General features: G+C 44.2%; 26 protein-coding genes and 3 pseudogenes. 7 read left to right on the top strand and 22 right to left on the bottom strand.

Annotated features, from left to right (window positions below; genetic code table 11):
• Positions 1 to 118 precede the first annotated feature (118 nt).
• From HMPREF0999_RS21320 to HMPREF0999_RS23280, 12 genes and pseudogenes are all read right to left on the bottom strand, one after another.
• Positions 119 to 928 (bottom strand): arginase family protein, encoded by an 810-nt coding sequence (locus HMPREF0999_RS21320; protein WP_010185983.1) that lies wholly within the window; start codon positions 926 to 928, stop codon positions 119 to 121.
• A 16-nt stretch (positions 929 to 944) separates the two neighbouring features.
• Complete coding sequence (glgP, locus tag HMPREF0999_RS21315; RefSeq protein ID WP_009276877.1) at positions 945 to 3,503, bottom strand: alpha-glucan family phosphorylase; 2,559 nt, start codon at positions 3,501 to 3,503, stop codon at positions 945 to 947.
• Between the two features lie 22 nt (positions 3,504 to 3,525).
• Positions 3,526 to 5,772 (bottom strand): cation:proton antiporter, encoded by a 2,247-nt coding sequence (locus tag HMPREF0999_RS21310; protein WP_009276876.1) that lies wholly within the window; start codon positions 5,770 to 5,772, stop codon positions 3,526 to 3,528.
• A 13-nt stretch (positions 5,773 to 5,785) separates the two neighbouring features.
• Positions 5,786 to 6,772 carry a 6-phosphofructokinase gene (gene pfkA / locus HMPREF0999_RS21305; RefSeq protein ID WP_009276875.1) on the bottom strand — a complete coding sequence of 329 codons (987 nt, stop codon included), beginning with the start codon at positions 6,770 to 6,772 and terminating at the stop codon, positions 5,786 to 5,788.
• 22 nt (positions 6,773 to 6,794) lie between these two features.
• A pseudogene (locus HMPREF0999_RS21300) lies at positions 6,795 to 7,290 on the bottom strand (RNA polymerase sigma factor).
• Positions 7,291 to 7,391: 101 nt separating this feature from the next.
• Positions 7,392 to 7,820 (bottom strand): Hsp20/alpha crystallin family protein, encoded by a 429-nt coding sequence (locus tag HMPREF0999_RS21295; protein ID WP_005851963.1) that lies wholly within the window; start codon positions 7,818 to 7,820, stop codon positions 7,392 to 7,394.
• 76 nt (positions 7,821 to 7,896) lie between these two features.
• Complete coding sequence (gpmA, locus tag HMPREF0999_RS21290) at positions 7,897 to 8,646, bottom strand: 2,3-diphosphoglycerate-dependent phosphoglycerate mutase (protein WP_005825796.1); 750 nt, start codon at positions 8,644 to 8,646, stop codon at positions 7,897 to 7,899.
• Positions 8,647 to 8,659: 13 nt separating this feature from the next.
• Complete coding sequence (locus HMPREF0999_RS21285) at positions 8,660 to 9,709, bottom strand: class I fructose-bisphosphate aldolase (RefSeq protein ID WP_009276873.1); 1,050 nt, start codon at positions 9,707 to 9,709, stop codon at positions 8,660 to 8,662.
• Positions 9,710 to 9,737: 28 nt separating this feature from the next.
• Positions 9,738 to 10,220: a ferritin gene (locus tag HMPREF0999_RS21280; protein WP_009276872.1), complete on the bottom strand. Its 483-nt coding sequence runs from the start codon at positions 10,218 to 10,220 to the stop codon at positions 9,738 to 9,740.
• A gap of 50 nt (positions 10,221 to 10,270) precedes the next feature.
• Positions 10,271 to 10,918, bottom strand: a complete 648-nt coding sequence (locus tag HMPREF0999_RS21275) for a MarC family protein (RefSeq protein WP_005851956.1) — start codon at positions 10,916 to 10,918, stop codon at positions 10,271 to 10,273.
• A gap of 102 nt (positions 10,919 to 11,020) precedes the next feature.
• Positions 11,021 to 11,449: a ferritin-like domain-containing protein gene (locus tag HMPREF0999_RS21270; protein ID WP_005851954.1), complete on the bottom strand. Its 429-nt coding sequence runs from the start codon at positions 11,447 to 11,449 to the stop codon at positions 11,021 to 11,023.
• A 184-nt stretch (positions 11,450 to 11,633) separates the two neighbouring features.
• Positions 11,634 to 11,843 carry a hypothetical protein gene (locus tag HMPREF0999_RS23280; RefSeq protein ID WP_005654431.1) on the bottom strand — a complete coding sequence of 70 codons (210 nt, stop codon included), beginning with the start codon at positions 11,841 to 11,843 and terminating at the stop codon, positions 11,634 to 11,636.
• A 792-nt stretch (positions 11,844 to 12,635) separates the two neighbouring features.
• Here HMPREF0999_RS23280 and HMPREF0999_RS21255 point away from each other — a divergent pair.
• Positions 12,636 to 12,911 (top strand): hypothetical protein, encoded by a 276-nt coding sequence (locus tag HMPREF0999_RS21255; RefSeq protein ID WP_151881457.1) that lies wholly within the window; start codon positions 12,636 to 12,638, stop codon positions 12,909 to 12,911.
• Between the two features lie 141 nt (positions 12,912 to 13,052).
• On the opposite strand, the pseudogene HMPREF0999_RS22560 reads toward HMPREF0999_RS21255, so the two are convergent.
• From HMPREF0999_RS22560 to HMPREF0999_RS23065, 5 genes and pseudogenes are all read right to left on the bottom strand, one after another.
• Positions 13,053 to 14,506 (bottom strand): annotated as a pseudogene (locus HMPREF0999_RS22560) (IS1182 family transposase).
• Between the two features lie 191 nt (positions 14,507 to 14,697).
• A complete protein-coding gene (locus HMPREF0999_RS21245) occupies positions 14,698 to 15,003 on the bottom strand; it encodes a hypothetical protein (protein WP_005859437.1) in 306 nt (101 codons plus the stop codon).
• 310 nt (positions 15,004 to 15,313) lie between these two features.
• Complete coding sequence (locus tag HMPREF0999_RS23360) at positions 15,314 to 15,550, bottom strand: hypothetical protein (protein WP_010185707.1); 237 nt, start codon at positions 15,548 to 15,550, stop codon at positions 15,314 to 15,316.
• Positions 15,551 to 15,651: 101 nt separating this feature from the next.
• On the bottom strand, positions 15,652 to 16,269 hold the full coding sequence (locus HMPREF0999_RS21235; protein ID WP_005825771.1) for an FAD:protein FMN transferase: 618 nt from the start codon (positions 16,267 to 16,269) through the stop codon (positions 15,652 to 15,654).
• A gap of 81 nt (positions 16,270 to 16,350) precedes the next feature.
• Positions 16,351 to 16,542: pseudogene (locus HMPREF0999_RS23065) on the bottom strand (site-specific integrase); the annotation flags it as partial.
• On the opposite strand from HMPREF0999_RS23065, the gene HMPREF0999_RS23060 reads away from it, so the two are divergent.
• Entirely contained in the window at positions 16,540 to 16,713 is a 174-nt protein-coding gene (locus tag HMPREF0999_RS23060; protein ID WP_005859435.1) for a hypothetical protein, read from the top strand. The pseudogene HMPREF0999_RS23065 and the gene HMPREF0999_RS23060 sit on opposite strands and share 3 nt — an antisense overlap.
• A gap of 495 nt (positions 16,714 to 17,208) precedes the next feature.
• Here HMPREF0999_RS23060 and HMPREF0999_RS21225 read toward each other — a convergent pair whose 3' ends face one another.
• Positions 17,209 to 18,291, bottom strand: coding sequence for a tyrosine-type recombinase/integrase (locus HMPREF0999_RS21225; protein ID WP_009276869.1), 1,083 nt, complete (start codon positions 18,289 to 18,291; stop codon positions 17,209 to 17,211).
• 564 nt (positions 18,292 to 18,855) lie between these two features.
• Here HMPREF0999_RS21225 and HMPREF0999_RS21215 point away from each other — a divergent pair.
• A complete protein-coding gene (locus HMPREF0999_RS21215) occupies positions 18,856 to 19,167 on the top strand; it encodes a DUF2958 domain-containing protein (RefSeq protein WP_009276868.1) in 312 nt (103 codons plus the stop codon).
• A 40-nt stretch (positions 19,168 to 19,207) separates the two neighbouring features.
• The gene (locus HMPREF0999_RS21210; RefSeq protein ID WP_157261311.1) at positions 19,208 to 20,200 is read left to right on the top strand and encodes an RNA-guided endonuclease TnpB family protein; all 993 of its coding nucleotides are present in this window, start codon (positions 19,208 to 19,210) and stop codon (positions 20,198 to 20,200) included.
• A 7-nt stretch (positions 20,201 to 20,207) separates the two neighbouring features.
• Here the strand turns inward: HMPREF0999_RS21210 and HMPREF0999_RS21205 are convergent, their stop codons facing one another.
• From HMPREF0999_RS21205 to HMPREF0999_RS21190, 4 genes are all read right to left on the bottom strand, one after another.
• Entirely contained in the window at positions 20,208 to 21,734 is a 1,527-nt protein-coding gene (locus tag HMPREF0999_RS21205; protein WP_009276866.1) for a type II toxin-antitoxin system HipA family toxin, read from the bottom strand.
• Positions 21,724 to 22,044, bottom strand: a complete 321-nt coding sequence (locus tag HMPREF0999_RS21200) for a helix-turn-helix domain-containing protein (protein ID WP_007844677.1) — start codon at positions 22,042 to 22,044, stop codon at positions 21,724 to 21,726. The genes HMPREF0999_RS21205 and HMPREF0999_RS21200 overlap by 11 nt, the downstream gene beginning before the upstream one ends.
• 99 nt (positions 22,045 to 22,143) lie before the next feature.
• A complete protein-coding gene (locus HMPREF0999_RS21195) occupies positions 22,144 to 23,733 on the bottom strand; it encodes a type II toxin-antitoxin system HipA family toxin (RefSeq protein WP_009276865.1) in 1,590 nt (529 codons plus the stop codon).
• Positions 23,726 to 24,076, bottom strand: a complete 351-nt coding sequence (locus HMPREF0999_RS21190; protein ID WP_009276864.1) for a helix-turn-helix transcriptional regulator — start codon at positions 24,074 to 24,076, stop codon at positions 23,726 to 23,728. The genes HMPREF0999_RS21195 and HMPREF0999_RS21190 overlap by 8 nt, the downstream gene beginning before the upstream one ends.
• Before the next feature lie 175 nt (positions 24,077 to 24,251).
• Here HMPREF0999_RS21190 and HMPREF0999_RS21185 point away from each other — a divergent pair, with 175 nt between their 5' ends.
• The 3 genes from HMPREF0999_RS21185 to HMPREF0999_RS21175 all read left to right on the top strand — a co-directional run.
• Positions 24,252 to 24,449 (top strand): helix-turn-helix domain-containing protein, encoded by a 198-nt coding sequence (locus HMPREF0999_RS21185; protein WP_010185730.1) that lies wholly within the window; start codon positions 24,252 to 24,254, stop codon positions 24,447 to 24,449.
• Positions 24,450 to 24,477: 28 nt separating this feature from the next.
• Positions 24,478 to 24,771, top strand: a complete 294-nt coding sequence (locus HMPREF0999_RS21180) for a HipA N-terminal domain-containing protein (protein WP_009276862.1) — start codon at positions 24,478 to 24,480, stop codon at positions 24,769 to 24,771.
• Positions 24,768 to 25,263: HipA domain-containing protein (locus HMPREF0999_RS21175; RefSeq protein ID WP_009276861.1), on the top strand; the 496-nt coding region annotated here is incomplete at its 3' end. The genes HMPREF0999_RS21180 and HMPREF0999_RS21175, both read left to right, overlap by 4 nt.

Genomic DNA, 25,263 nt, shown 5'->3' with positions numbered 1-25,263 from the left:
CGGTGGCGAATCTTGTCGTAATACATCAATTGAACTTTTTAGACCACAAAGATAAGTCAAAGAACGCCTTAATCAATTATTCAATATAAACTCTATTATAATAACAAAAAAACTAATTCTATTGAAGACCGGAGGATGACCGGATAAGTCTGAGCAATTCTTTGTTTGCCCGGCTATCCATGATGGTTTCCCGTTTTTCTTCAAAAAGATTGAGTGTTGTGGAGCATTCCCCACAGATGTCAATGCCCACTACCTGTTCTTTCTGAAGAATAACAGCCAGCAGTTTCTCCAATTCCCATAAGCTGAGAGAACCTTGATCCCAGTTTGTTGCTGCCGAAGCCGGATTCAAGACATCCTTGTCTATGGAAATGTAAACCGGCCCGTTGATATGTCCGGAAGAAAAGTCCTGCCAACCCTCTTCGTGCATGAGCGTAGTTTCACTGTAAAACCGGACTTGTCTTTCATATCCTTTCGGCACAGCCTGTATCAGTTTGTCTGAAGCACCTACGATAATTACTTTCTTGCAGTTGTTGTTATGGTCCAATATATCCTTTACCCAACTTCCGCAAGAAAGTATGTTGTCAAACAACGGTGGCTGCATATCGGGATGGTGGTCGAACACAATCAGCGAGAACGGAGTTTCGAGTTTGTCTGTCCAGAATTTAGTCAAATAATGATAATTGCCTGAATCGATGAAATGGACTCCCTCCGCCGGATAATCAGCAATCATCCGCTTCAAAGCCAAAGTACCATCCCTGTCACAGTAGCCCTCTGTACCATAAAGATGACGACAGTCCAGCCATATAAACTTATTGTTCCGGGCAAACGCCTCGTAGTCATACACTCCCGTGAAGTCCATGATGATGATCGGCCATGCTATCCGTTTATCTGTTTTTTGATTTTGCCCGCTCATACGTTGTTTTTGCATATCCTTTTACTGTTCATTAAAACCATCGTACATAACAGAAATCTTGCCGGTGAGGTAACAAAGCATTCTTGGGATACATACGGAAGGCCTGCTTGAAGCTTCCGGCGTTGAAAATGCCGGATGTCGCCTTAAAGGTATATAAATTCCCATTCTTGGAAACCGACGAAAGGGGAATTACCTCATATATGTGATCCTGACCGCCTTCATGCCTGATAATGACCGATTCTATTCCGATTGCGTCATCCAGGCCTTTCTCATCAACGACAACCGTCACCTCATATTCCTTTCCGGCTTCAACCGTGGCATTCAGCCCATTCCCAGCCTCTATGGATTTGATTTCTATGGCATCCCATCTGCTCCGGACGTTTGCTTTCCAGTCAGCCATCATTTTCGCCTTCGCAAAGTTGTCGGCTGCCAGAATATGGAAATGCTCTGACAGCTTGTTATAGAACCTGTCATAGTAGTCGTCCAACTGTCTTTTCATGGTAAAATGGGGAGCGATTTGTGCGATTGAGTTCTTGATATACTTGACCCAGTTTCCCGAATAGTTCTTCCCCCCATGCTCGTAATATAGTGGCAGGATGTCATGCTCCAACAAATAATAGATGGCTTCGGCATCCAGCTGGTTTTGGTACTGTTCATTCTGATAAGTACTTTTATCGGTCAGTGCCCATCCGGCATCCTTGCGGTATCCTTCATACCACCAACCGTCCAGCACGGAGAAATTAAGCACACCGTTCATCAATGCCTTCTCGCCCGACGTACCCGAAGCTTCTGCCAACCGCGTAGGGGTATTCATCCAGATATCCACCCCCGAGATAAGATGGCGCGCCAGGTCCATGTCGTAATTCTCCAAGAATATGATTTTACCTAAAAATTCCGGGCGCCGGGATATTTCCATGATTTGCTTGATCAGTCCCTGCCCGGCACCGTCATTGGGATGGGCTTTGCCTGCAAAGATGAACTGTACCGGATATTTCGGATTATTCACGATCCTAGCAAGTCGGTCTATATCCGTGAACAGAAGATGAGCCCTCTTATATGTAGCAAAACGGCGTCCGAAACCTATTAGAAGGGCATCGGGATTGAATCTCTCAAAAATGGAAACGCTCAATGCCGGATCAACCTGACTCCTGAGCCAGTCCTTGCTGCATTTGCTTTTGATATAGTCCAGCAATTTTGCTTTCTGTTTTAACCGGGTATTCCATATCTCTTCATCTGGGACGCCATAGACAGCCTCCCAGATTTTCTGATTGGACTGGTCACAGAAAAAGTTCTCATCAAAATTGTCCTTGAAAAGCTTTTTCCATTCTGCCGCACACCAGGTAGGCAGATGTACCCCGTTGGTTACATAACCCACATGGTTCTCTTCCGGGAAGTATCCCTTCCAGATCGGCGCAAACATTTGCTGGGATACCGATTTATGTAACTTGCTGACGCCGTTTACCTCCTGGCAGGTCTTGCAGGCGAAGACAGACATGCAGAAACGTTCCTCCTTGTCTCCCGGATTGTGACGCCCGAGATCCATCAGGTTATCCCAGGTTATACCCAACTTGCCAGGATATCCCTTCATATATTTATTGAAAAGCCCTTCGTCAAAATAATCATGACCAGCGGGTACGGGAGTATGTACGGTATAAAGTGAGGAAGCACGTACCAGCTCCATGGCCTGCCCAAAATTCAAGCCGCCATTTATGTAATCACAAAGCCGCTGGATATTGATCAATGCGGCATGCCCCTCATTACAGTGATATACATCCTTCGTTATACCCAAAGCTTTCAGCGTCATCATCCCGCCTATGCCAAGCAGAATTTCCTGTTTTAGCCGATTCTCCCAGTCACCTCCATACAGATGGTGAGTGATAGGGCGGTCAAACTCGCTGTTGAGTTCATTGTCCGTATCCAGCAGATAAAGGGGGATACGCCCCACACTGGCTTTCCAAACATTGGCATGTACCACAAAACTGTCGGCATAGGGGACGTGGATTACCAGTTGTTTCCCATCCGGTTGCATTACCTTTTCAATCGGGAGCTGCCCGAAATTCTGCGCTTTATAATTGACTGTCTGCTGGCCGTCCATGGAAAGCGACTGGTCAAAATAACCGTAACGGTACAAAAGTCCTATGGCACAAAGGTCCACATTGCTGTCCGACGCCTCTTTCAGGTAATCCCCCGCCAACATTCCCAAACCGCCGGAATATATCTTAAGGACTTCATCCACGCCGTATTCCATGCTGAAATAAGCTATTGACGGGCGCTGGTGGTCCGGTTCCACATCGACGTATTTTTTGAAGGCGGAATAGACGGCATCCATTTTATAGACAAAGTTCTCATCATGTGCCAGCGCTACCAGCTTCTCATAATTCATCCGCTCCAGAAACAATACCGGATTCTGTTCCACCTCTTTCCAAAGTCCCGGGTCCAAATCACAATACAGTTTCTTTGCGTCATCATTCCATGTCCACCAGAGATTATGTGCGATTTCTGCAAGTTCCCGCAGTTCTGCAGGAAGATGTGAACCTACTGTAATCTCCCTCCATTGAGGGGTATTTACATTATAACTTGAATATTCCATGACATTTTATATTAAATAAGTCCTAATCTTTATTCAGTCCTTTTATTATTTTTCGTTTACCGACAATCCATACCGTATCATTCTCCTTGAAAATTGTATCAGGGTCTGGATTCATAATACTCGCGGTACTCCTCTCTATTCCGATAATGACGCTATCCGATATGTCCGCCTCCCGGATCGTCTTTCCGATCAATGGTGAACCTCCTTCGACAGGAAATTGCCCTATTTCCATCTCATCCTGCGAGGATGTTCCGTTCCCGTTCCTTTCTACCTTCTTTTGCTCCATGGATGTCCGGAAGCTTTCCAACTGCCGGTCCGTACCTACGACCGTAACCTTGTCATATGGATAGAGATGCTCTTCCCCTTGTGGTATATCCAGGCGTTTTTCTCCACGGGTGATTGAAATCACATTTATCTGAAACAAGGTGCGCAGGCTGCTTTCTTTTAATGTTCTGCCCACATATATGGAATCAGGGGATACTGTGAAATCCGCCAAATGTAATTCCTTGAACGGGATATTGCAGCCAAGGGTGGAGCCTGTATCACTTTCTGTAGAAAGTCCATTCCCGTCCGTCCCCTGAAAGTTTGCCATAAATTGTCTCTCTATAGTCAGCGACCGTTTCTTGATCCGCTTGGAAAAATAAATGACGGCAATGATAATGGAAGAGACTACCAGCCCGGCTCCCAAGGCAACATTGAAAAGATGGGTAATGATACTCATCATGATAATCGTGCAGATCAGTATTTTGACAAGTACTATTGATACCAAAGGCCCTCTGTTGAACTTGTTGTCCGTCCAGAGTTTACGGAACTCGGTTGAATTGTTCTTTTTCATGATGATGGCCCATAGAAACGGGGATATGACAAGAAAGATGATGATGAAGCCCAACAAGTTCCCTTCCATTCCCGGCAGACTTTTCCTAATCAAAGGATGCACATAGGAAAAATATAAAGTGATGAAAAAAACGCATACGACCAGATAGAGTGTGACAGACACCAGCATAGACCGGATCAGTTTATGCCAAGTACCCTGGTGTTTTACAGTCATTGCCCCGGACGTATAGTGTACGAGATAATCTTTCAGGAATCCAGGCATGTGGATGTCTATAAACCGGTATGCCGGTTCCGAAAGCCGTATCATATAGGGGGTAAGAAAAGTCGTTATGACAGATACGGCCACTATGACCGGATAGAGATACTTGTCCGTGACATTCAGACTGACGCCTAAAGATGCGATGATGAATGCGAACTCACCGACCTGTGTCAGTGAAAAGCCGGATTGTATGGCAATTTTCAACGGCTGGCCGGAAAGCAGGACACCAAAGCTCCCGAACACGACCTGGCCGGACAGTACCAGCAATGTCAGGATGAGAATAGGAACGGCATATTCCCACATCATGGCAGGATCGATCATCATTCCCACCGACACGAAAAATATGGAAGCGAACAGGTCTTTTACCGGCTGTACGATATGTGCGATTTTTTCCGCTTCAACGGTCTCTGCCAGCAGGGACCCCATGACAAAGGCTCCCAATGCGGCAGAAAATCCCGCTTTTGTCGCAATCATCACCATTCCCAGGCAAAGTCCCAGAGAGGTTATCAATAAAATCTCGTTGCTGGTGAAACGGCGTATCTTCTTCAGCAGGGTAGGTATCAGATAGATGCCCAATGCCGACCAGAAAATCAGGAAAGCGGCCAGCTTCAATATACTTTCCAGCATCTCCTTCCCTTCAAAATGTTTGCCTACCGCCAACGTGGAAAGAACAACCATCATCACTACCGCCACCAGATCTTCGATAACAAGAATCCCCAAGACAATGCCAGTGAATTTCTGTTGGAGAAGTCCCATGTCATTGAAGGCCTTGAATACGATGGCCGTGGACGACATGGACAACATTCCACCCAGAAAAATACTGCTCATGTGGGAGAACCCCATTGCATTCCCCGCTGTATAGCCTATGAACATCATGCCACATACAATAGTGACAGTGGCAACGATAGCCGTAATGCCCACATTTATCAATTTCTTGAACGAAAAGTCCAGTCCCATCGCGAACAGCAGAAAAATGACACCGATGTCCGCCCATATTTTGATATTGGCAGGATCGGAAACAGTCGGGACCAGGGAAACGGAAGGGCCCGCCATAATACCGGCTACAATGTAACCCAATATGACCGGTTGCTTCAGCCACTTAAAAATGACGGTTACAATACCGGCAATAATCAGAATTATGGCAAGATCCGATATTAAGGGAGCAACTTCTGACATGTTGACGGTTATTTTATATCGATAATTCGTTAAGGACCCGGATCAGGCTTTTGTCAATAGTCTTGTCCTTTTTGATTGCCTGGACAAAAGGAACATAAACAATCTCGTTGTTCCGTATGCCTATCATAACATTCCGCTGGTCTTCCATTAAAGCCTGAATTGCGGCTTCACCCAGCCGGCTTGCCAGTATGCGGTCATTGGCACTCGGAGCGCCACCCCGTTGCAGATGGCCCAGGATAGAAACCCTGACATCATACCCGGGATATTCCTTCTTTACCCGGTCGGCGTAATACATGGCACCTCCATTCTTGTTTTCAGGACTTTCGGTCACAATTACGATGCTGCTGTTTTTCGTCTTTCTGAATCCGCGTCCGATAAAAGTCTCCAGCTGATCCGCATCCGTCCGGTCTTCCGGAATGATGGCCGCTTCAGCACCGGAAGCTATTGCGCTGTTTTGTGCCAGGAAGCCCGCATCACGCCCCATCACCTCGACAAAGAAAATGCGGTCGTGCGAGGTGGCCGTATCCCGGATTTTGTCCACACACTCCACGATGGTGTTCAGGGCCGTATCATATCCTATGGTAAAATCGGTGCCGTACAGATCATTGTCAATGGTGCCGGGCAATCCTATGCACGTCACATCATACTCCTCCGCAAAGATCCGGGCTCCCGTCAGGGAACCGTCTCCACCGATAATTATCAATGCATTGATGTTCTCTTTCTGTATGATCTCATAAGCTTTCTTGCGTCCTTCGGGAGTGGTGAAAGTCTCGGAGCGGGCTGTTTTCAGTATGGTACCTCCCCTCTGGATAATGCTGCTTACGTCTTCCGTAGTGAGTTCTTTCACTTCACCGGCAATCAGCCCCTCGTAACCTCTATAAATTCCTTTCACTTTAAATCCGTTAAAAATAGCGGCGCGGGTCACGGCACGGATAGCCGCGTTCATTCCGGAAGCGTCCCCTCCGGAAGTCAGAATTCCTATATATTCATCTTTTTTCATCTATCTCAGTTCTTGTTTTGTTTCATTCTGCCAATATAGCTTTCAGTTTTTTCCGGCAGTGAAAAATACGGCTCTTTATAGTTCCCAAACTCACGCCGGTTCTTTCCGCTATCTCACGGTATTTGAATCCTGACAGGTACATCTCAAAAGGTATGAAATGTGACTCCGGTACACTTTTGATGGCATTACGTATCTTTTCCAGGTCATAGTTCTTGTCCACCTCCTCTGTACGGGACTCGTCCATGATCCGGGAATAATATGCAGGATCGGAGATATGTACAGGCGGGTATGACCGACCTCCGCCCGGTAACCGTTGATAAACGTGTTGCGCATGATGATAAACAGCCACCCTTTAAATTCGTGTTCTTGTTGTAACTTTCTTTGTGAAGCATTGCCTTGAGCAGGGTATCCTGCAGCAGGTCTTCCGCCTTCTCCCTGTTAGCTGTCAGTTTGTACGCAAAACGGAACAGTTCGTCCTGTACGCCAAGTAGTTCTTTTTCAAAATTGAATTCCTTCATCGGTTGTGCCGGTTCCCTGTTCCGGAAGTGTCTGTTAAAGGTCGGACGGCTTTTCCGAACAAGAAAAGCCTGTCCGACCTTACGACATTCCAGATCTGGAATTATTTAACCTCGATAGCCTTGGAAGTTTTTTGTTTTTCTTCCTCCTTCATTTTCGGGATTTCAATGGACAGAATCCCGTGTTCGACTTTTGCGGAGATCTTATCCTTCTCCACATTTTCAGGCAGCAGGATGGTCTGCTGGAACTTGGAATATGAGAATTCGCGGCGGAGATACTTCTTGTCTTTCTTCTCCTCCTTCTTCTCTTCTTTCTTTTCCATGCAGATTGTCAGGTTGTTGTTCTCGTCAACATTCACCTTGAAATCATCCTTTGTCATTCCGGGAGCCGCCATTTCAACCTTGTAGTCCTTGTCATTCTCAATGACATTGATGGCAGGAGCCGTAACTCCCGTTTTTGCCAGCCACTCATTCTCGAAGAAATCGTTAAAAATACTCGGCAACCAGTTTGAGTTTGTTTTTACAGGTACCATTTTTACCTCCTTTTTTAAATTGTTAATAAATAAAATATTCAAAAAGACAATACAATCCAGTCTGATTGACTGACTTTTATCGTCTGATCATACCTTGTTCGGCTACAGCCTTTGTCCGTTTCCGTATCTCTTCCGGGTTTCCAAGGTAGTAGTCCTTGACAAGAACCAGCCTGTCGTCAAATTCAAAGACATAAGGAACCGCCGTAGGCAGGTTCAGGTTGGAAATATCCGTATCGGAAATCCCTTTGAGATGCTTGATGATTCCGCGCAGGCTGTTGCCATGGGCGACTACCAGCAGGCTGTCCTTATACATCAATGCGGGAAAGATGATGCATTCCCAGTAAGGCATGACACGCCCAATAGCATCTTTCAGGGATTCCGTACGGGGAAGTTCCCTATCTGGCACACCGGCATAGCGGATATCCATGCCCGGATTACGGGGATCATCTTTGCCTACCGGAGCGGGAGCCACGTCATAGCTTCTTCGCCAGATGTGTACTTGTTCTTCACCATATTGGACCGTCGTCTCACTCTTATTCAGTCCTTGAAGCATGCCGTAATGCTTCTCGTTCAGCCGCCAGGTCTTTTCAACCGGAATCCAGTCTTCATCCAGCCGGTCCAGGACACAGTTCAACGTTTTTACGGCACGTTTCAAGTAAGAAGTGTAAGCTGCCTCAAAAGAAAATCCGGCCTCCCGTAATGCATCGCCTGCCTTGCAGGCTTCTTCGACTCCTTTCTCGCTTAAATCCACGTCCGTCCATCCGGTAAAACGGTTTTCTTTGTTCCATAGGCTTTCGCCATGACGTAATAACACTATTCTTTTCATGGATACTTCTCCTTTATGCAATGGTTATTGAAGAATCCAGATATACGTCCTGAATGGTGTTCAGAAGTTGAACTCCGTCTTTCATCGGTTTCTGGAAAGCCTTACGACCGCTGATCAGCCCCATACCACCTGCACGCTTGTTTACTACTGCCGTTACGACGGCATCATGCAGGTCGGATTCCCCATGGGATTCCCCGCCCGAGTTGATCAATCCGACACGTCCCATATAGCCATTCGCCACCTGATAACGACAAAGGTCTATCGGATGGTCAGTGGTCAGTTCCGAATACATACGCTCGTTTGTCTTTCCGAATCCGATAGCCTTGAAACCGCCGTTATTGGATGGGAGCTTCTGCTTCACGATATCGGCTTTGATGGTAACCCCGATATGGTTGGCTTGTCCTGTTAAATCGGCAGCGGCATGATAGTCGGTTTCATCCTTTTTGAAGCTGCTGTTTCTCAAATAGCACCATAAAATAGTAGCCATTCCCAGTTCGTGGGCATATTCAAAAGCCTGTGACACTTCCACTATCTGGCGGCGGCTTTGTTCCGAACCGAAATAAATGGTAGCGCCGACAGCTACAGCACCCATGTTCCATGCCTCTTTTACCGTACCGAACATTACCTGGTCGTAGCAGTTCGGATAAGTCAACAGCTCGTTATGGTTCAACTTCACGATGAAAGGAATCTTATGGGCGTACTTACGTGCCACAGCTCCCAGAACTCCGAATGTGGATGCCACGGCGTTGCATCCTCCTTCAATGGCCAGCTTTATGATGTTTTCGGGATCGAAATAAAGCGGATTGGGGGCGAAAGACGCTCCTGCAGAATGTTCTATCCCCTGATCCACCGGCAGGATGGAGACATACCCGGTATTGGCCAAACGCCCGTGCCCGTACAGGGCTTGCAGGCTCTCCAAGGTGCGTATATTCCTGTCGGAATTCATCCATACCTTATCTATCATATCCGGTCCCGGAATATGGATAAGTTGTTTGTCTATCGTCTTACATGTATGGTTCAGGTAGTACTCAGCCTGTCCTCCCAATAAATCTACTATTTTCATCTTATTTATTTTTATTGATTATTCTGGTTTATGACTCCCGTTCACCCAGTTTTGCATCCATAAAAAGGATAGCACTGTCTCCGACTTTCCTTAGCCGACTAACAATATTGAGTACATTCGCTTCTTCTTCTACCTGCTCACGAACAAATTGCCACAAGAAGTTCTGAGTGGCATTGTCTTTCTCTTCGGATGCTACCTGTACCAATTCATCAATCAGTTTGGAAACATGTTTTTCATGCTCCAAAGCATGTTCGAATACTTCAACAGGGTTACCCCAACCTTGTGGAACCACATCGACCTTGTCCACTTTCGGGGTTGCCTCACGCTTAATCATGTACTCAGCAATGGCATATGCATGCCCGATCTCTTCTGCAGATTGTTTCTGCATCCAGCGAGCCATTCCGGAAAAGCCCTCTCTTTCCAGATAAAAAGACATCGATAAATACAGGTTGGCAGACCATAATTCTGCTGTGATTTGCTCATTCAGGGCATTTTGCAATTTTTCAGTCATGACGAATCAAACTTTTAATGTTAATAATAAATCCAAATTATCTCTCTTCTTTAAGAACAAGCATGGGCTTGTTTCAAAATTTCAATTAATACCGGACGTATCCCGCTGATAAAACATTCCACGGCGATCACCATCAGAATAAGTCCCATCAGTCTCATCATTACATTGTTTCCCGTCTCTCCCAAGATTTTTAAAAGCTGGGTGGACGCGCACAGAATAAAGAATGAAAGAATGCAGACCAAAGCGATTACGCCAAGCAATACTATTTTGAAAGTATATTCCGAAGCATCTTCCATCAATGTTATTCCACTGGAAATCGCTCCCGGACCGCATAACATCGGAATGGCAAGAGGTGTGATGGTTATATCTTTGGAATATTCTTTTCGTTCAGTTTCATTCAGTTTCACATGGGTGAAATGTGCCTGCAACATATCATATCCGATTTTAAAGATGATGATACCTCCCACAATCCGGAATCCGTCTGTTGAGATGCCGAAAAAATGAAACAGGAACCTGCCCGATAATGTAAAAAGGACTAATATGATAAATGCAATGGTACATGCTTTCAAGGCGATACATCTGCGTTCTTTCGTATCCATTCCATCAGTCATTTGCAGGAATACCGGCATCACTCCAAGCGGGTCCATCAAGGTGAATAGCGAAGTGAAACACAATGTTATATATACAAATATATCCATGATGACATATATTTTATTGTCGATTATTATATCGCAAAAAACATACCAGATAGCATTCTGCAATATTAAATTTTGCAGAATATCAATCTTAAATCCATACCGTCAAAAATAAGGTAGTCTCCGTTCGTTTTCCTTGGCGAGGATACGTAATAATTCCATAAATACCGTACTTACATATATACGGTCTGCATACAGCCCGCTGATGAAAGAATGGAAGGACATGTTCACATTCCGGCATAATATGAGAAATGTGTTTACCTGACATGATATGTACTGCTCGTGTTCAAGCAATTCATTCAGGGCATTCAATGGCGTTGTCCATTCATGTGTATCCCGTTTCATTTCATTGATTGCAACACATCCTCCATCATGGCATATCCGATTCATCATCTGATAAACCTTGTTCATATTGTCCTGTGCTTGGGAGTTTAGCCAGGAGCTAAGTATTGGAAGCCGTTCATCTTCAAAATAGACCTGCAATGACAGGTATAAACCGGTTGACCATATTTCTGTATTGATCAACTCATTCATGGCGTTTTCTATTCGTTTATCCATTATCACTCTGAATATTGAAAATCCATTACTAATATTATGTGTTATTCCCTGTATATAAAAATTCCATTCGATTGTGGGTAACCCATAAAACGGAATTCTTAAACGAGGCTTAAATAATAGGATACTTATCCGCATAGACAAATTGTCACAAAAAATAGTGCTATGGTGTCTTTTTGTCTTGTCTTCCTTGCAGAATATCCAATAAGATATCCAGTTCTCTTTCTATTCCTTCAATCTTATCGGAAATACAGTCCAAAGTATTATGGTGCAGACTAGCTTTACAGTCCTGCAACTCTCTTGATAGAGAAAGTACCTGCAACCAAAGTTCTTCCTCTGTGTGACAGGGGGAGTTACTATTATCTAGTACCATAGAAGGAGAAGGCAGAAAAGTGTCTTGGCATGTAATTTGTATGATTATGATAATGAACGGTATGTCCCGAAAGAGACAGGATGGAAATGAAAGGATAGAATATTCCACAAAAGACAGTAACAAACGAAGGGGGGAAGTCGTTGGAGACAGTTGTCTCGCTTTTAAAACAAGTTGCTTTCATAATGTTTATAATAAGCCAACCCTGTTCCTGGAGTTGTGTTTATATAAAGTTAAGCGTGGGAACTTTGGTATTACCGTTCAGAAGTATCCCCATACTCAACAACATATAATACACAAAGCCCCACGCCTATATATAACAAAAATCTATATAAATAGTACGTGGAGCGTCCAATGTATTATCCAATTGTTGTTTCGAAATTGGGGATTTCCTGAACTTGGATAATGCCTTAACGCTTTACTATAAATCTTCTATTTTTAAAAGACTAATACAAATGTAATAAAAGAAATGAATTCTTTCAAAGGAAATATCTCCTTTTTTAAGGGGTGGCTTAATTTTTCTTCATTAAAAGTCTTAGAATTACTGCCTGCCAAAGCCCGTCACAATTTTTTTGAAATCCTCAAGCTGTACATTAAGCTCTATATAGTACAAGCAGAAAAACAGACCATGATGCCGCAGGCAGTATAGGCCATAACCCACTCTTCCGTGAGTATCTTATCTATTTGACAATAATAAAAATGTAAAGGAGGATAATGGCATGGACAATATTCGTATCCCAATACATATAGGTTAACATATAAGGGAAAATGGTCACGGAGCCCACAAACCGTAGAATGAAAAAATATATTTCCATCGTGCACGGTTTATGCCTCTATCCGGATATTTGGCCGGTGCCGCAAAATGCACAATGCATACTCCATAAAAAACACCAGGGAGGAAAAATAAGTCATACTGAACAACGCCTGTCTGTAATGGGTCATGGATACAAATGGACTACAGATAATGGCTGCAATGGATATAACGATACAATCAAGCACAAAATAATGTACGAACGTGCCTATCAGTTGCATTTGGATGAAGCAGTACCACTTCATGCGATGTTTGGTTAGATTGAGTATGGATATAGGGGCTTAAAAATTAGACAGATACAAATTTACTAAAAAAGGAGAGGCTGTCTCAAAAGAGGTGTTTACAAACTTACTTTTGAAGATTTCATCCTTTCAAACTGCTTTTTCGTTGCCATAAGCCTCCTAAGAGGCTACTTTTGCAAGATTATATGCTATGGCTAGCAGGGCGAACTCAATTTCAACCTTCTTAAATCCACGAAGATGGAACCTCTTGAAGTGCTTGTTGTTCTTGAGGTTTCCAAATACGGCTTCCACATCCTGTGGTCGCTGACTGCGATATTTCAGACCTTCATCAGAGAGTAGCTTTTCACGTTCTCTTTCCTTGATTTTCCTCAGACGGTGATTTACCTGTACAATCCTTTCCGAGCGGCTTCTGTAGCACCGGCATCTTAACGGGCAGCCCTTATAGTTACGTGCCTTGTATCTTGATATGGTCTGCACAAAACCGTTGTTTGTTACCCGCCTTGCATCGGAGAGTCTTTCCATTCTCTGTCCCGTAGGACAATACATGCCGTCGGTTTCTTCGTTATGAAAATAATTGTACTTTATAAAGGTTTCAATGCCATGTCTGAAAGCATACAGATAGTTCTCTTCACTTCCGTATCCGGCATCACAGACAGACACGTCAGGGTATCTGCCGTAGAGGGAATGGAAATCATCCATATGCAGAGGATAGGTGGAGGTATCGCCCAACACTGATGGATGGTATAGTTCAGAATGAACTGTTTATTGGTACTGAACTGGGGATTGTATCCGGGTTTGAGTTGTCTGTTCTTCATATGGTCATCTTTCATGCGCATGAAAGTAGCATCATTGTCTGTCTTTGAGTAGCTGTTACGTCCGTCAAGTATCTTTCCCTGCGATTCATATTTCTTGAGCTGTTCAGGCCATGACTTCCTTACACGTCTTACCTTCGCTTTCATCTTCTTGTCAGCATCCACTCCATTCAGGGCATCATCTATCTGCCCGAGTGCCTTTTCCACTTTCTCCGGGGTGATATCCTGATAGGCAACCGGAGCGGAATCACGCAGTTCCTGCTTGGTGAGGGACTCGGCGTATTGCCATATCTCCTCAAGCTGTTCCGCGATTCTGGATATGCGGGTATGTATAGATTTGCCCCCCAGACGAACGTATAACGGTTGGCGTTCACCTCCATCTTCGTCCCGTCAGTACAGGCCACATCCAGACTTACAAAACCTTCCGCCACGAGAAACTTTACAATGGTTGCAAATATCGTCTTCAGCACATCCTTTAGCCGGCTGCTGCGGAAACGGTTGATGGTATTATGGTCAGGAGTTACATTGCCGGTAAGCCACATGAAGCGTATGTCATTACGACAGAACTCTTCTATGCGACGGCTGGAATAGATATTACGCAAATGCATAGACAAGAATCTGAAGCATCATGCGTGGGTGGTACGCAGAACAGCCTTTAGGGGAATACTTACGGTAAAGTGCTTCAAGGTTTATCTGTTCAATGATGCGGTGAACAACCCGGACCGGATCGTTCCGGGGAATAAAATCGCCTAAACATGGAGGTAAAAGCAGATTATCGTTGGATGTGTAACTTTTAAACATTATCTTTGGGATATCTTACTTGATGCCCTAAGATACAAAAAAATTAGGGAGATGGGCAAGTTCTGGCTGAGCGAAGTTAGGGCTTACCCGATTTTTTGCAGACACAAAAAAGGCCATCCCAAAGTTTATTTGAGACAGCCTTGTTTATTTTATGTGCAAATGTAACTGTTATCCTAAATAACCATTCAGAATTATTTCAGCATTTCACCTTTTTCGTTGAAAAACACAACGCTTTCGGTTCCGACGGCATCAACCAAAGTTACTTTATAAGTCTTTACGCCATCTTCTGCCACTTCTACGGCTGCTTCCTTAATGGTGGATTCAGCATAGTCTTTCTTGATGGCGTCCTGAACTGCCTGCGGGAGTTCCTTTATATCAATCGGTTTAAACTCGTTCACCATTGCAACGATTTCAACATCTGATGCCATGTTGTTAGCGAATGCTACTGAACTACCTAATCCCATTACCAGTGCTACTGCAAACAATACCTTTTTCATAATGCTAATTATTAAATTGTTAAACATCTTATCGTCTTACGCTAAAGAATAGACAATCACCGTGCCAAATAAATGGATATTTATCATATTGCTGTAAAACAGACCCTTATGAATTATTCATATTGCATAATGCAAATGTCTGATGGGCATTTTTTCTACAATGATGTGGAATGCGATACACATGGCCACACATGGTCTAACGACTGTGAATAAGAGAGTTGAGACGTTAAAATCATGCAGACGGCATGCGAAAGGAGTCGTAACGAAAGTAATCTCTCCATTACGGCTCCTGGTTATTATCCTTCTACTGTTAAAAAGTAATATCCAATTTCACCATGAATGTTATCGAACGATAGCCGCACTCCTTGCTCAACAGGTTGTTCACCATAAACTGGAAAGCGACTCCCTTTGTCACTTTCACGCCGAAGTAATTGCGTATATGTTCGTAAAGGAGATGGCCCATTCGCTGGGATTTGAAAATACGGCGTTCTTCACCCAATTCTTTAAACGGTTCACCGGCTCTACTCCGCAGGAATATAGAAAACATTAATCTGCCAGATACCTTTTCATTCGCGGCGAGTACTCTGTCCGGTAGTTTCCGCAACTGTCCGTATAGATAATGAAATTGTCAATTTCCGGATGCTCTTTCTACAACTGACGGGCTTTGCGGCTCCCCAACGTCATAAAGGCCGTTGCATAGGCATCAGCAAGCATGCACTGATGGGCAATAATTGTAGCACTCAATATATCCTTTTGAACCGGATATCCTGTTATCGGATTGATGGCATGAGCGTATTTCCTTCCATCTTTCAGATAGAAATTACGGTAGTTGCCGGAAGTTGCGAGTCCCAGCCGTTCCGACAGTTGCACAATTTGTTCAAGCTCGGAGTTTGTTCCGGTACTGTCATCCTTCGGTCTGACAATGCCAATGCACCAATTCCACCCTTGCGGGTTCTTTCCTTTCGCTATCATTTCGCCGCCGATGTCTATCATATAGTTCGATATGCCTTTGCGGTCGAACAAACACGCGATTATGTTACAGATAGTACCGCCGCCGAGCACCGAGAAATTGAGCAGGATGCGGGGATCGTCTTTCATCACACGGTTGCCCTGTAAACGCACTTTTCGGAAGCCTACAAAGTGGCGGATACTGTCTACGAGTTGCGGAGTGATGCTGTCAAACTTTGTAAAGCCAAATCCCCACAGGTTGATAAGCGGTGCACAAGTTACGTCAAATATCCCGCCTGTTTGTTCCGACGCTTGCATGGCTGTGCGGAAAGGATTGCATCAAGTTATATATCTTACGATGTTTTTTGTGCCAAGTGTATCTCTATGTAGAATACATTTCTAATTAGCTAAGCGATATATGAAACTAATCTTATCGAAAATTTTGTCCGTATCTTCTCCGACCTTTGGGTTAATCAGTTCAGCATATATCTGCATAGAAAAGATTGATTTTGTGTCCTAATACTTTTGTAAAGTTTCTTATGGCACGCCTTTTAATATACCCGAAACAACAAAGGTATAATGTCCGATATGAAAAAAACTGGATTTTTATTGAAGCGAATCAATTCTTTTATTATTTTTACCTTTCCTTCCATAACCAACGTGGTGCGCCGTTGCGCCCTGCAGCTGCTCATGTCGAAACAGAAAACACTGGACAAGCAGACGCTGAAGGAAGCCTTACAGAAAGAAACACAGAAAATGTGAAATTATTACGTGGACTCCGACGGACCGCCCTGCTTGTGTTACCGGCTGCCTTGCCCGGGATGAACCTTTGAGATGCAACCGCCAGACAAAGGGGAAGAGGAACACTTCCATACCCGTAACCCGGCAGGACAGTCTTATGCCAGGGACACAACTATAGAAAAAAGGACAGACCTGATAGTAAGATGCGTTTGGCAAAAAAGGAAATGATGAATATTAATAATAGAAAAAGACATTTGTTCCGCAAAGCATACGCGGATATGTACATAAAAGAAGAGAAATATCTTCAAAAGGAGGATTGTTTTCCAGCCCCCCATTACTGGTAGTTTTTAATAAATAAAGCCTAAGGATATTTTGTTTTTCTCACTTGAAAACCTTTTTTTGCATAACAAAAACGTCCTTTGAATGTATGCAAGATGAAACAAGCCGCTGAATTTCGCTCGTTTCTAAATAGTTACCTATTAAATAAAAACAACAAGAGAACTGTTTAATTTTCAGTTAGATAGCAAAAGCATTGTGTTTCGCCACGTAACTCGTCAGCGGAATAGGAAGACCGATTTGTTCTCCCAATTTCTTTAGTTTTGAATTCACCAGCTGGGCTGCACTCTTGTATTGCTTCCGTTCGTCCGCTTCTGCGTCGAGAATGATCGGCAACAGATAGGAAGAACCCATGGTGTCGTATTTATCTATGATTTCTTGCATGGGCTTTTCCCATTTGATTAGTAGCTGTTGGTTGGTCTTTTTTCTGCGATATGATAAAAAACCGTTTTGCAGATTACTTTTCTTTAGATAAGCCATATCTATAAATGACATTCCCCGAGTATAAAAACTGAACATAAATAGGTCTCTTGCATATTCCAAAGAGGAATCGTGGCTTAAATCCATATCGCGTATCTGCCGGATAATTTTGGCCGGAACCGCCCGTTTTATAGTTTTATCTATGCCTGTATATACATGTTTAAACGGATATCGCTGTATGACCAATTCTTTCTCTACGGCACGGTTATACATGGCCCTGAGATTTCTCATGTAATAAGAAGTACTGTTCGGACAAATGTCCTGAGATTTTAGATATTGTTCATATTCTATCATCAGATTGGAGTCTACGTTGTCGAAAGGGATGTCCCTGTCTCTCTTTCGGGAGTGCATGAATCGCTTGAAGCTATTGAGTGTAGTGGTATAAGTTTCGGTGGTGCGCATTTTCCCTATTTGTCTCAGTTGTTCAATGAGATTCTCACAAAAAGACACAAAGTATTCGTTTACAGGAGGAGCGGAATAATATTCAATGATTTCGTCTGCTGTATATTTGTATCCAAGATTCTCAAATCTTATCATGATATCTTTTAGACGTGAGGTATCTTCTTTTATACATTTTTTTAAAGAAACCAAATACCGGTGTCGGTTTTCTCCGGTCTTTGCCGGTATGATTATTTGGGAGTTGAAAATATCCCACTCATCAGGATAAATCTTGTATCCTGAATTTATCTGTCTTGCTACACGATTATGAATTACTTGATAGAACAAGGTTCCCGCTTTTCCTTCTATAGAGGAATGTCGATACTTTATTTTCAATGATGCCATTTTTTGTTTAATTAATATTATATATTCTCCAAAATAAATATTTTGGTGTATTATATGGTTAATAACCAATAAATTAGACATCTGTTTAATTTTGATTATAGTTGGGTTTGTATCAATACGGCGAAATACTTAGCTATTATATATCAGTGTAAATAAGGTTGGATTTTACTCTTTTTTTATTTCCGTTCTTCCCTTTTCCTTGTTTTCTGCCTCCTCTTGTGTGCTTTTTCATAGCTCCATCTGAGACCCTTTGTTTTTGAACGGCAAATTTATGTCGGTGGATGGATATGAAAGAGTTCCGGTCTTCGCCCTTTGTCCTGAAAAAAATAACGCCGGACGGCTTCGCTGTCCCCAACATTTTTTGTCGTCCAAAACTTTTCTAAATCCCTCCTTCCTTATTGATGCGTGCCGTAAAAAAAAGGCTCATTAACTCAGATGGGGCATGAAAGCTCAAAAAAAAGTCGGCAGAAAGAAAAGGCTATCCCGGAAAGGGGGTTTAAAAAAAGGTCTTTAAATCTAGCTGAAGCATAAAATTAGAAGTTTAACCCATTAAAAATGTGACGTATGATTACAGTGACAGAACAACTAAAGAATGTGTTTGAAGCCAACCCTTTGTATTCAAAAGAGGGGCAGGGGCTTAATGCGGAAGTTATAGCGAGATTTTTTCTTCCTTTCTCTTCGGCGGTATGGTTGGTAACGGAAGCTGAACAGCAGGAAGACGGTGACTGGCTCTTTTTCGGCTATTGCCATATTCAAGAATGGGAATGGGGGTATGTGCTTCTTTCTCAAATTCAAGAGGTGAATGTTCGTGGGTTGACCGTGCAGCTGGATAAAGGGCTGAAAACCGGTACGACGGTAAAGGATTGCCTGAATTGATTAAGGGGTAAACGGAATGTTGAACTTAAAAACGGAAGTTATGGTTTACGAAACGAATTGCACGGAAATAACACAGGATAAACCACGTTTCAAGAGCCGCAGGGACAGGCAGAGTTTTCTTTGCCCCCAGCATTGCCGTGTGGATTTTGAAAAAGGGACACTCACCATACCGAAAGCCAAAGATATTTCTGCCGTACCGCACCGCAAGTTCAAGGGTATGGTGAAGACCGTTACCATCAGCATGACACCTTCGGGAAAATACTTTGCTTCCGTATTGGTTGATACGACCATTCAAGAACTTCCGGCATCAGCGATACAGGGCAATACGACTTTGGGCATTGACTTAGGAATCAAATCACTCGCTGTATGTTCTGACGGACGCACGTTTGACAACCCGAAGAACTTGCAGAGAAGCCTTGACCGCTTGAAGCTGTTACAAAAGCGGTTGAGCCGCAAACAGAAAGGTTCTGCCAACCGCAACGAGGCTCGCATCCGTGTAGCTCGGTTGCAGGAGCGTATTGCTAACTGCCGTGAGGATAACCTTCATAAAATCACCCACGCACTCACGCACGACAGCCAAGTGCGTACCCTCTGCATGGAGGATTTGAACGTGAAGGGTATGCAGCATAACCACCATTTGGCGCAAGCCGTAGGTGACGCATCTTTCGGGATATTCCTGATGCTGCTTGAATACAAGTGCCGCTGGTATGGTGTGAATCTCATCAAGATAGACCGCTTTGTCCCAAGCTCGAAGACCTGCGGCAAATGCGGCTATGTGTATAAAGGATTGAAATTGAACGAGCGAAACTGGACTTGTCCGGAATGTGGCACGCATCACGACCGGGACTTCAATGCCGCTTGCAACATCAAAGAATTTGGCTTGAAAGCCCTACCCACGGAGCGTGGGAAAGTCAAGCCTGTGGACTGTCCTCTTGTGGATGACCGACCTCGTGTCCTAAAAAGCAATGGCAGGAAGAAGCAGGAAAAGAGAGGAGGTATTGGTATCTCCGAAGCCGCTAAATCTTTAGTTTAGCGGTAGTTCACCTTCTAGTCAAAGGGAGCAACAACCGTTCCAGAAGTTCTTTCTTGTTCTCAACGGTCATTTTGTTTCTTCCTTTGGCTATGATTTCAGCAGCCAAATCGCTTTTACGCCCGGCGATGTATTTTTGTCGCTTTCCGTTGATGACTGCCTCGATACGGAAATCATGCCGGGTGTTTTCGATGATGTTGATTTCTGATACTAGAAAGCCATCCTCTGTTTCGTAGGGTTCAACGATGGTGGGCAGGTAGTGCTTCATGGTTTCCCCTATGAGCGGAGATACCAAGCCGGAAAGATGCTCTTCGATGCGGTCTTTCCAATACTCATCGATTTGATAATTGGTGGCATAATCGTAGAAATGGCTGATGGCAAGGCTGACTTCCTCGATTATTCTTTTCGCATTCTTTATTCCGTTTTGTCGGGCAAATTGCAAGAGGTCATCTTCCGTGATGCCGTTGTCTTTTCCCGAAATATTCATAGAGTGTACGTTTTCATAGGCCGCACCGTCTAAATTGGTGGTGAATGTCATGTCGTATGCAGGGGTGATGTGCCATGTGCCGTTTCTTTCCATCAGGAAAGAGAAATTCTTGATGTGGTCATCCACGTTGCCACCCATGACATTGAATACCATCCGGCGGTACAGTTCAGATTGCTCACTTGCCGGGATGCTCAGCTTTCGGCAGACTTCAAACAAATCCTCATAGCTTGTTGCGTCCGGATTCATGGCAGCGAGCGTCTGTGTATGTATCTTCTCTCCGTTTATCCTATCGTAACGCTCCGTCAGGAAGTGATGTTTCCCCTCAATTTGAATGAGTCGGGAAGGCATCATCGTAATCCCGGCTTCTTTTGCCAACTCATAATATACCATTTCCATTTGCGTGAACGGAAAATCGTCCCCTTCTGCAAACTTCAATATGTAGTAGGTATAGCCCTCCGGCAAAGGAACTTGGCCGGAACGTATATCATGTGTCGTTTCATTGATGGCGATGATGGCTTTCGGGTGCTGTCCTCCGGCTGATGTCCCTATCTCATAGATACTTTGCAGTTGCAGTGCTTCATCATCTTGCACGGATATTTCCTCCCGTTCCTCAAAGATACGGCGTGCCAGTTGGTATAAACTCTCTATCTGGAGAGTAGAAGAGGATTCCAATCCCGGTGTGGCCGGAATGAACTCAAAGGCTCCCATTCCCCGTTTTCCGATGAAAGACAGTTTATCTACCGGCGTGAGTTTGCGCTTGGGGATATGGTTTTGTGCCGCCCATTGGTCGAAGACCATGTTACCCCACCGGTCAGGCAATGAATCTGCCAAGAACGGTGGAAGACCTTGATAAATCTTTTCTCTGTTTCCGAGTATGGGCATACCCTTTGCCGTCGATCCTTTGACAGAAGCGGTCAGTGGGGCGATTTCCACTCCTTTCTTGATGAAGTCCGGATGATAGTTGAAGACGGCTCTTTTGCTCCTTTCGTCCCAATAGAGCTTTCCGACTTCTTCCCCCCATAACATAACACTCACAACATTATTTTCCATGTCTTATCCTTTTCGGCTTTTTATTCATTATTTGTTCCATAGTATAGGCTGAAACAGGTATTTCCGGCAGCAGGTCGTCCATCTGTTCCAGACAGTCCACTACTCGCAGCAGGGCAAGAAAGTTGCCCATATTGATGTTATAGGCCTTCCCGTTCTCAAACTGGCGCAAGGTGATAAGGCTGACACCGGCTTTCTCGGCAGCCTCTTTTTGGGTGAACCTATAGGTTAGTCTGTATTCCTTAAATCGCCTGCCCAGTTCCGCTATGATTTCCGGATTGGCCATGGCTTGGGTGATGTGATTCGTTGTCATATCACAAAGGTAAATATATTAACTGTTAAATCAAAATATAATAGATAATAATTAATATATTTACTATTATATTGAATGTTGCGAGATGTCGTTTGTGTGCTAATCCCCCAATTCCATGCTTCGCTTATTGCCGCCTATAATCGGGCTTTGTGCGGGCTTTATGTCCTGAATGCTTTTTAGCACTTCCTCCATTTGGAAGATTTTGGCGGCAGCGATGAAGGTGGTGGCGGATATATCCGGCTGGAGGATTTTCAGTACCTTCTCCGATGGCTGATATCCTTTCATCTTCAGTTCCAGGATGGCGTTGAAGTCATCATTCCACATAGCCTTCATGAAAGCCTGCTCTTGTTCGTTGGCAATGTCCGGCATTTGGATGGTATGCAGTTGCCTGCCGAACAAGAGCAGGTTTTTTCCGATAAAGTCGGCGTGTTCCGGTTTGACCCCGCAATCCTTGGCAGTCTCATGCCAATGCGATACGGTTTCCTGTACCTTTTCGATAATCTGTTTGTGTTCCCGGATACCCATGTTCTCACCCACCTTTTGCAGATCTTCCATCGTGAAATTGTCTTGTTTGCCGTTGAGTGACAGTTGGTGGCGGTTCGTCCATTTGCCGCCCGGTGTGTATGAGTAGCAGAGGTCGTATGCCGGTGACAGTTTCCACTTCCCTTGTCTATCCATCAGGAAAGAGAAGTTCTTGCTATGGTCGTCATGGTTCCGGCCCATGACGTTGAACACCATTCTTCGGTAAAGCTCCTCTTGGCTGGGATAAGGCAGGTTCATTTGCCTCATGATGCGGAATATCTCTTCGTATGAATGGCGCTGGTCACGGTCATAGTGGGCAAGCCCGGCCAATGTCTGTACATGAATCTTCTCTCCGTTTTCCATACGGTCAAAACGGCGTGTCATAAAATGGCATGACTCTTTTTCCTGAAGTAACCGACATTCCATCATATCGATACCACAGGCTTTTGCCATTCGGTGATAGGCATATTCGATGTTTCCTATTCCTTGTGGATTGTCCGTTATCTGCGTGTGTTCGCTGTATTTGCCGCCATCAAATTTCAGCAGCCAATACCCGAATCCTTCAGGGGCTTTTACCTGCCCGGAGCGTACCTCTCCGGTAATATCGTTATAGGCGATGATGGCCTTGGGCTTGGCACCTCCGGCTGATGTTCCCACCTTCAGTATATCCAGTATGTTTCTTCCTTCCTGGCGCAGTTGGGTCTGAAAAGCCATCCTATCTGTGAATACGAATTGGGCAAGCTCCGTCAGTTCCTCGATATGGAGGACCGATGATTCGTTCATGCCGTTGATTGGCGAGGACGGCTCAAACTCCAGTGCGCCCATGCCACGTTTGCCTACATAGCAAAGCCTGTCTAAAGGGGTTATCTCTTCTCTGGACAATCCCTTGCTGGCAAACCATTCATTGATGATCTGGTTTCCAAAAGTATCCGGCAGTGAATCGGCAAACAGTCCGGGCAACCCCTTGAAACAGTCGGTGCGGTTTTCAAGGAACCGGTAGGGTGTGTTCCTGTATTGGTCGATGGGCATGATGATGGGAGAAATGTCAAGACCGGAGCGGATGAACTTCCGTTCATAGTCGAACAAGGCGGCATTGCTTTCCTTTTCCCAATAGAGAGAGCCTACGCTTTCTCCCCACAGCTTTACATCTACTATCAAATCATTCATGGTTATCTTGTTTTAAATGGCGTACACGGTAGCGTTTCTTCCCTTGCAGTTTTTTGAGCTCTATCGGGCTGACCCGGATTTCCGGTACCAGTTGCTCCAGGTTCTCCAGCAGGCCGAGCGAGCGGAGTACGCTGATGAACAACAGCAGCGATACCGATTTGCCCTTCTCGATGTTCGCAACGGTCAAGGGGCTTACACCGGAAGCCGTTGCCAGTTCTTCCTGCGTGATACGCTGCCTGATACGTGTCTCTTTGATGCGTTGGCCGATTCTCATCAGCACAGCCGGATTGCTCATTTCATGCCACATGGTTGTTCCTTTTTTGCAAATATACAAATAATCCATGTAAATGTATAGATTAACTTGAATATATGATGTTAATCTATATAAATATAATGATTATAGTTGCCTTGTCTTTTCTTGAATTAAAAGCAAATAAAATCACAATACATTGTGATTTTATTTGCTTTTAATGTTTTAAATTGGTATTTTTGTCGAAAAATCACAATGTATTGTGAATATGAAAGAGATAGGAAAGATTATTAAAGAGCGTAGAAAGAGTTTGAAGGTCAATCAGCTGGAACTCTCCGAGCTGGCAGGTGTGGGCATCAATACGTTGGTGGCCATCGAGCGTGGAGAAGGAAATCCTAAATTGGAGACACTGCTTTCCATTCTTGACACGCTTGGGCTTCAAATGACTATCGGATTGAAAAGTTGAATTTAACTGTTAATTGAAATGAGACGATGTGAAGTTTATTTGCACGGAAGAGGATAATGGAGAATATACATTCACCTATGATTCTTCTTATTTGGAAAAAGAGGATTATCCATCGGTCAGCTTGACTCTTCCATTACGTGAAGAGCCGTATCGGTCAACGGTCTTATTCCCGTTCTTCTTTAATATGTTGTCGGAAGGTGAAAACCGGAAACTGCAATCCCAATTGTTGCACATCGATGCCGAAGATGACTTTGGCATACTGCTGGCCACAGCCCGCTATGATACCATAGGTGCCGTAACCACTAACCCTGTATTGCCATGATGACTTTGACGGTTTGTCCTTCGACATTGGCCGAGGGATTCGATACTTATTCTCTTGCCGCACGAAAAAAAATGTTTGACGATAAAGCGGTGTCTCATTATCTGAGAGTGCCAAGCCCTTCGACAAACAGTGAAGAAGCCAATGAAGCCATACGGAATGCAAAGCGCATCTCATTGTCGGGCGTACAGCCCAAGTATTCGGTCATTGTTGATGAACAGGAATCGTATCTTCGTTATACACAGGAAGGCGAGCAGGGAGCATATATATTAAAGCCGTGTCCCAGCAGTTACCATATACTAAACCGGGATTATTGTGCGGCCAATGAGCATTTTACCATGCAAATTGCGGCACAAGTATATGGAATAGAGACGGCGGCCAACAGGCTTTGCTTTTTCAGTAATGATGAAGCCGCTTATTTGACACGGCGATTTGATGTTCATGACGGGAGAAAATATCAGCAGGAAGATTTTGCGGCATTGATGGGATATACGA

Source organism: Parabacteroides sp. D25, assembly GCF_000307475.1.
Classification (GTDB): Bacteria; Bacteroidota; Bacteroidia; order Bacteroidales; family Tannerellaceae; genus Parabacteroides; species Parabacteroides distasonis.
The sequence above is the reverse complement of the archived record's forward strand: the minus strand, read 5'-3'. Positions and strand labels throughout refer to the sequence as shown.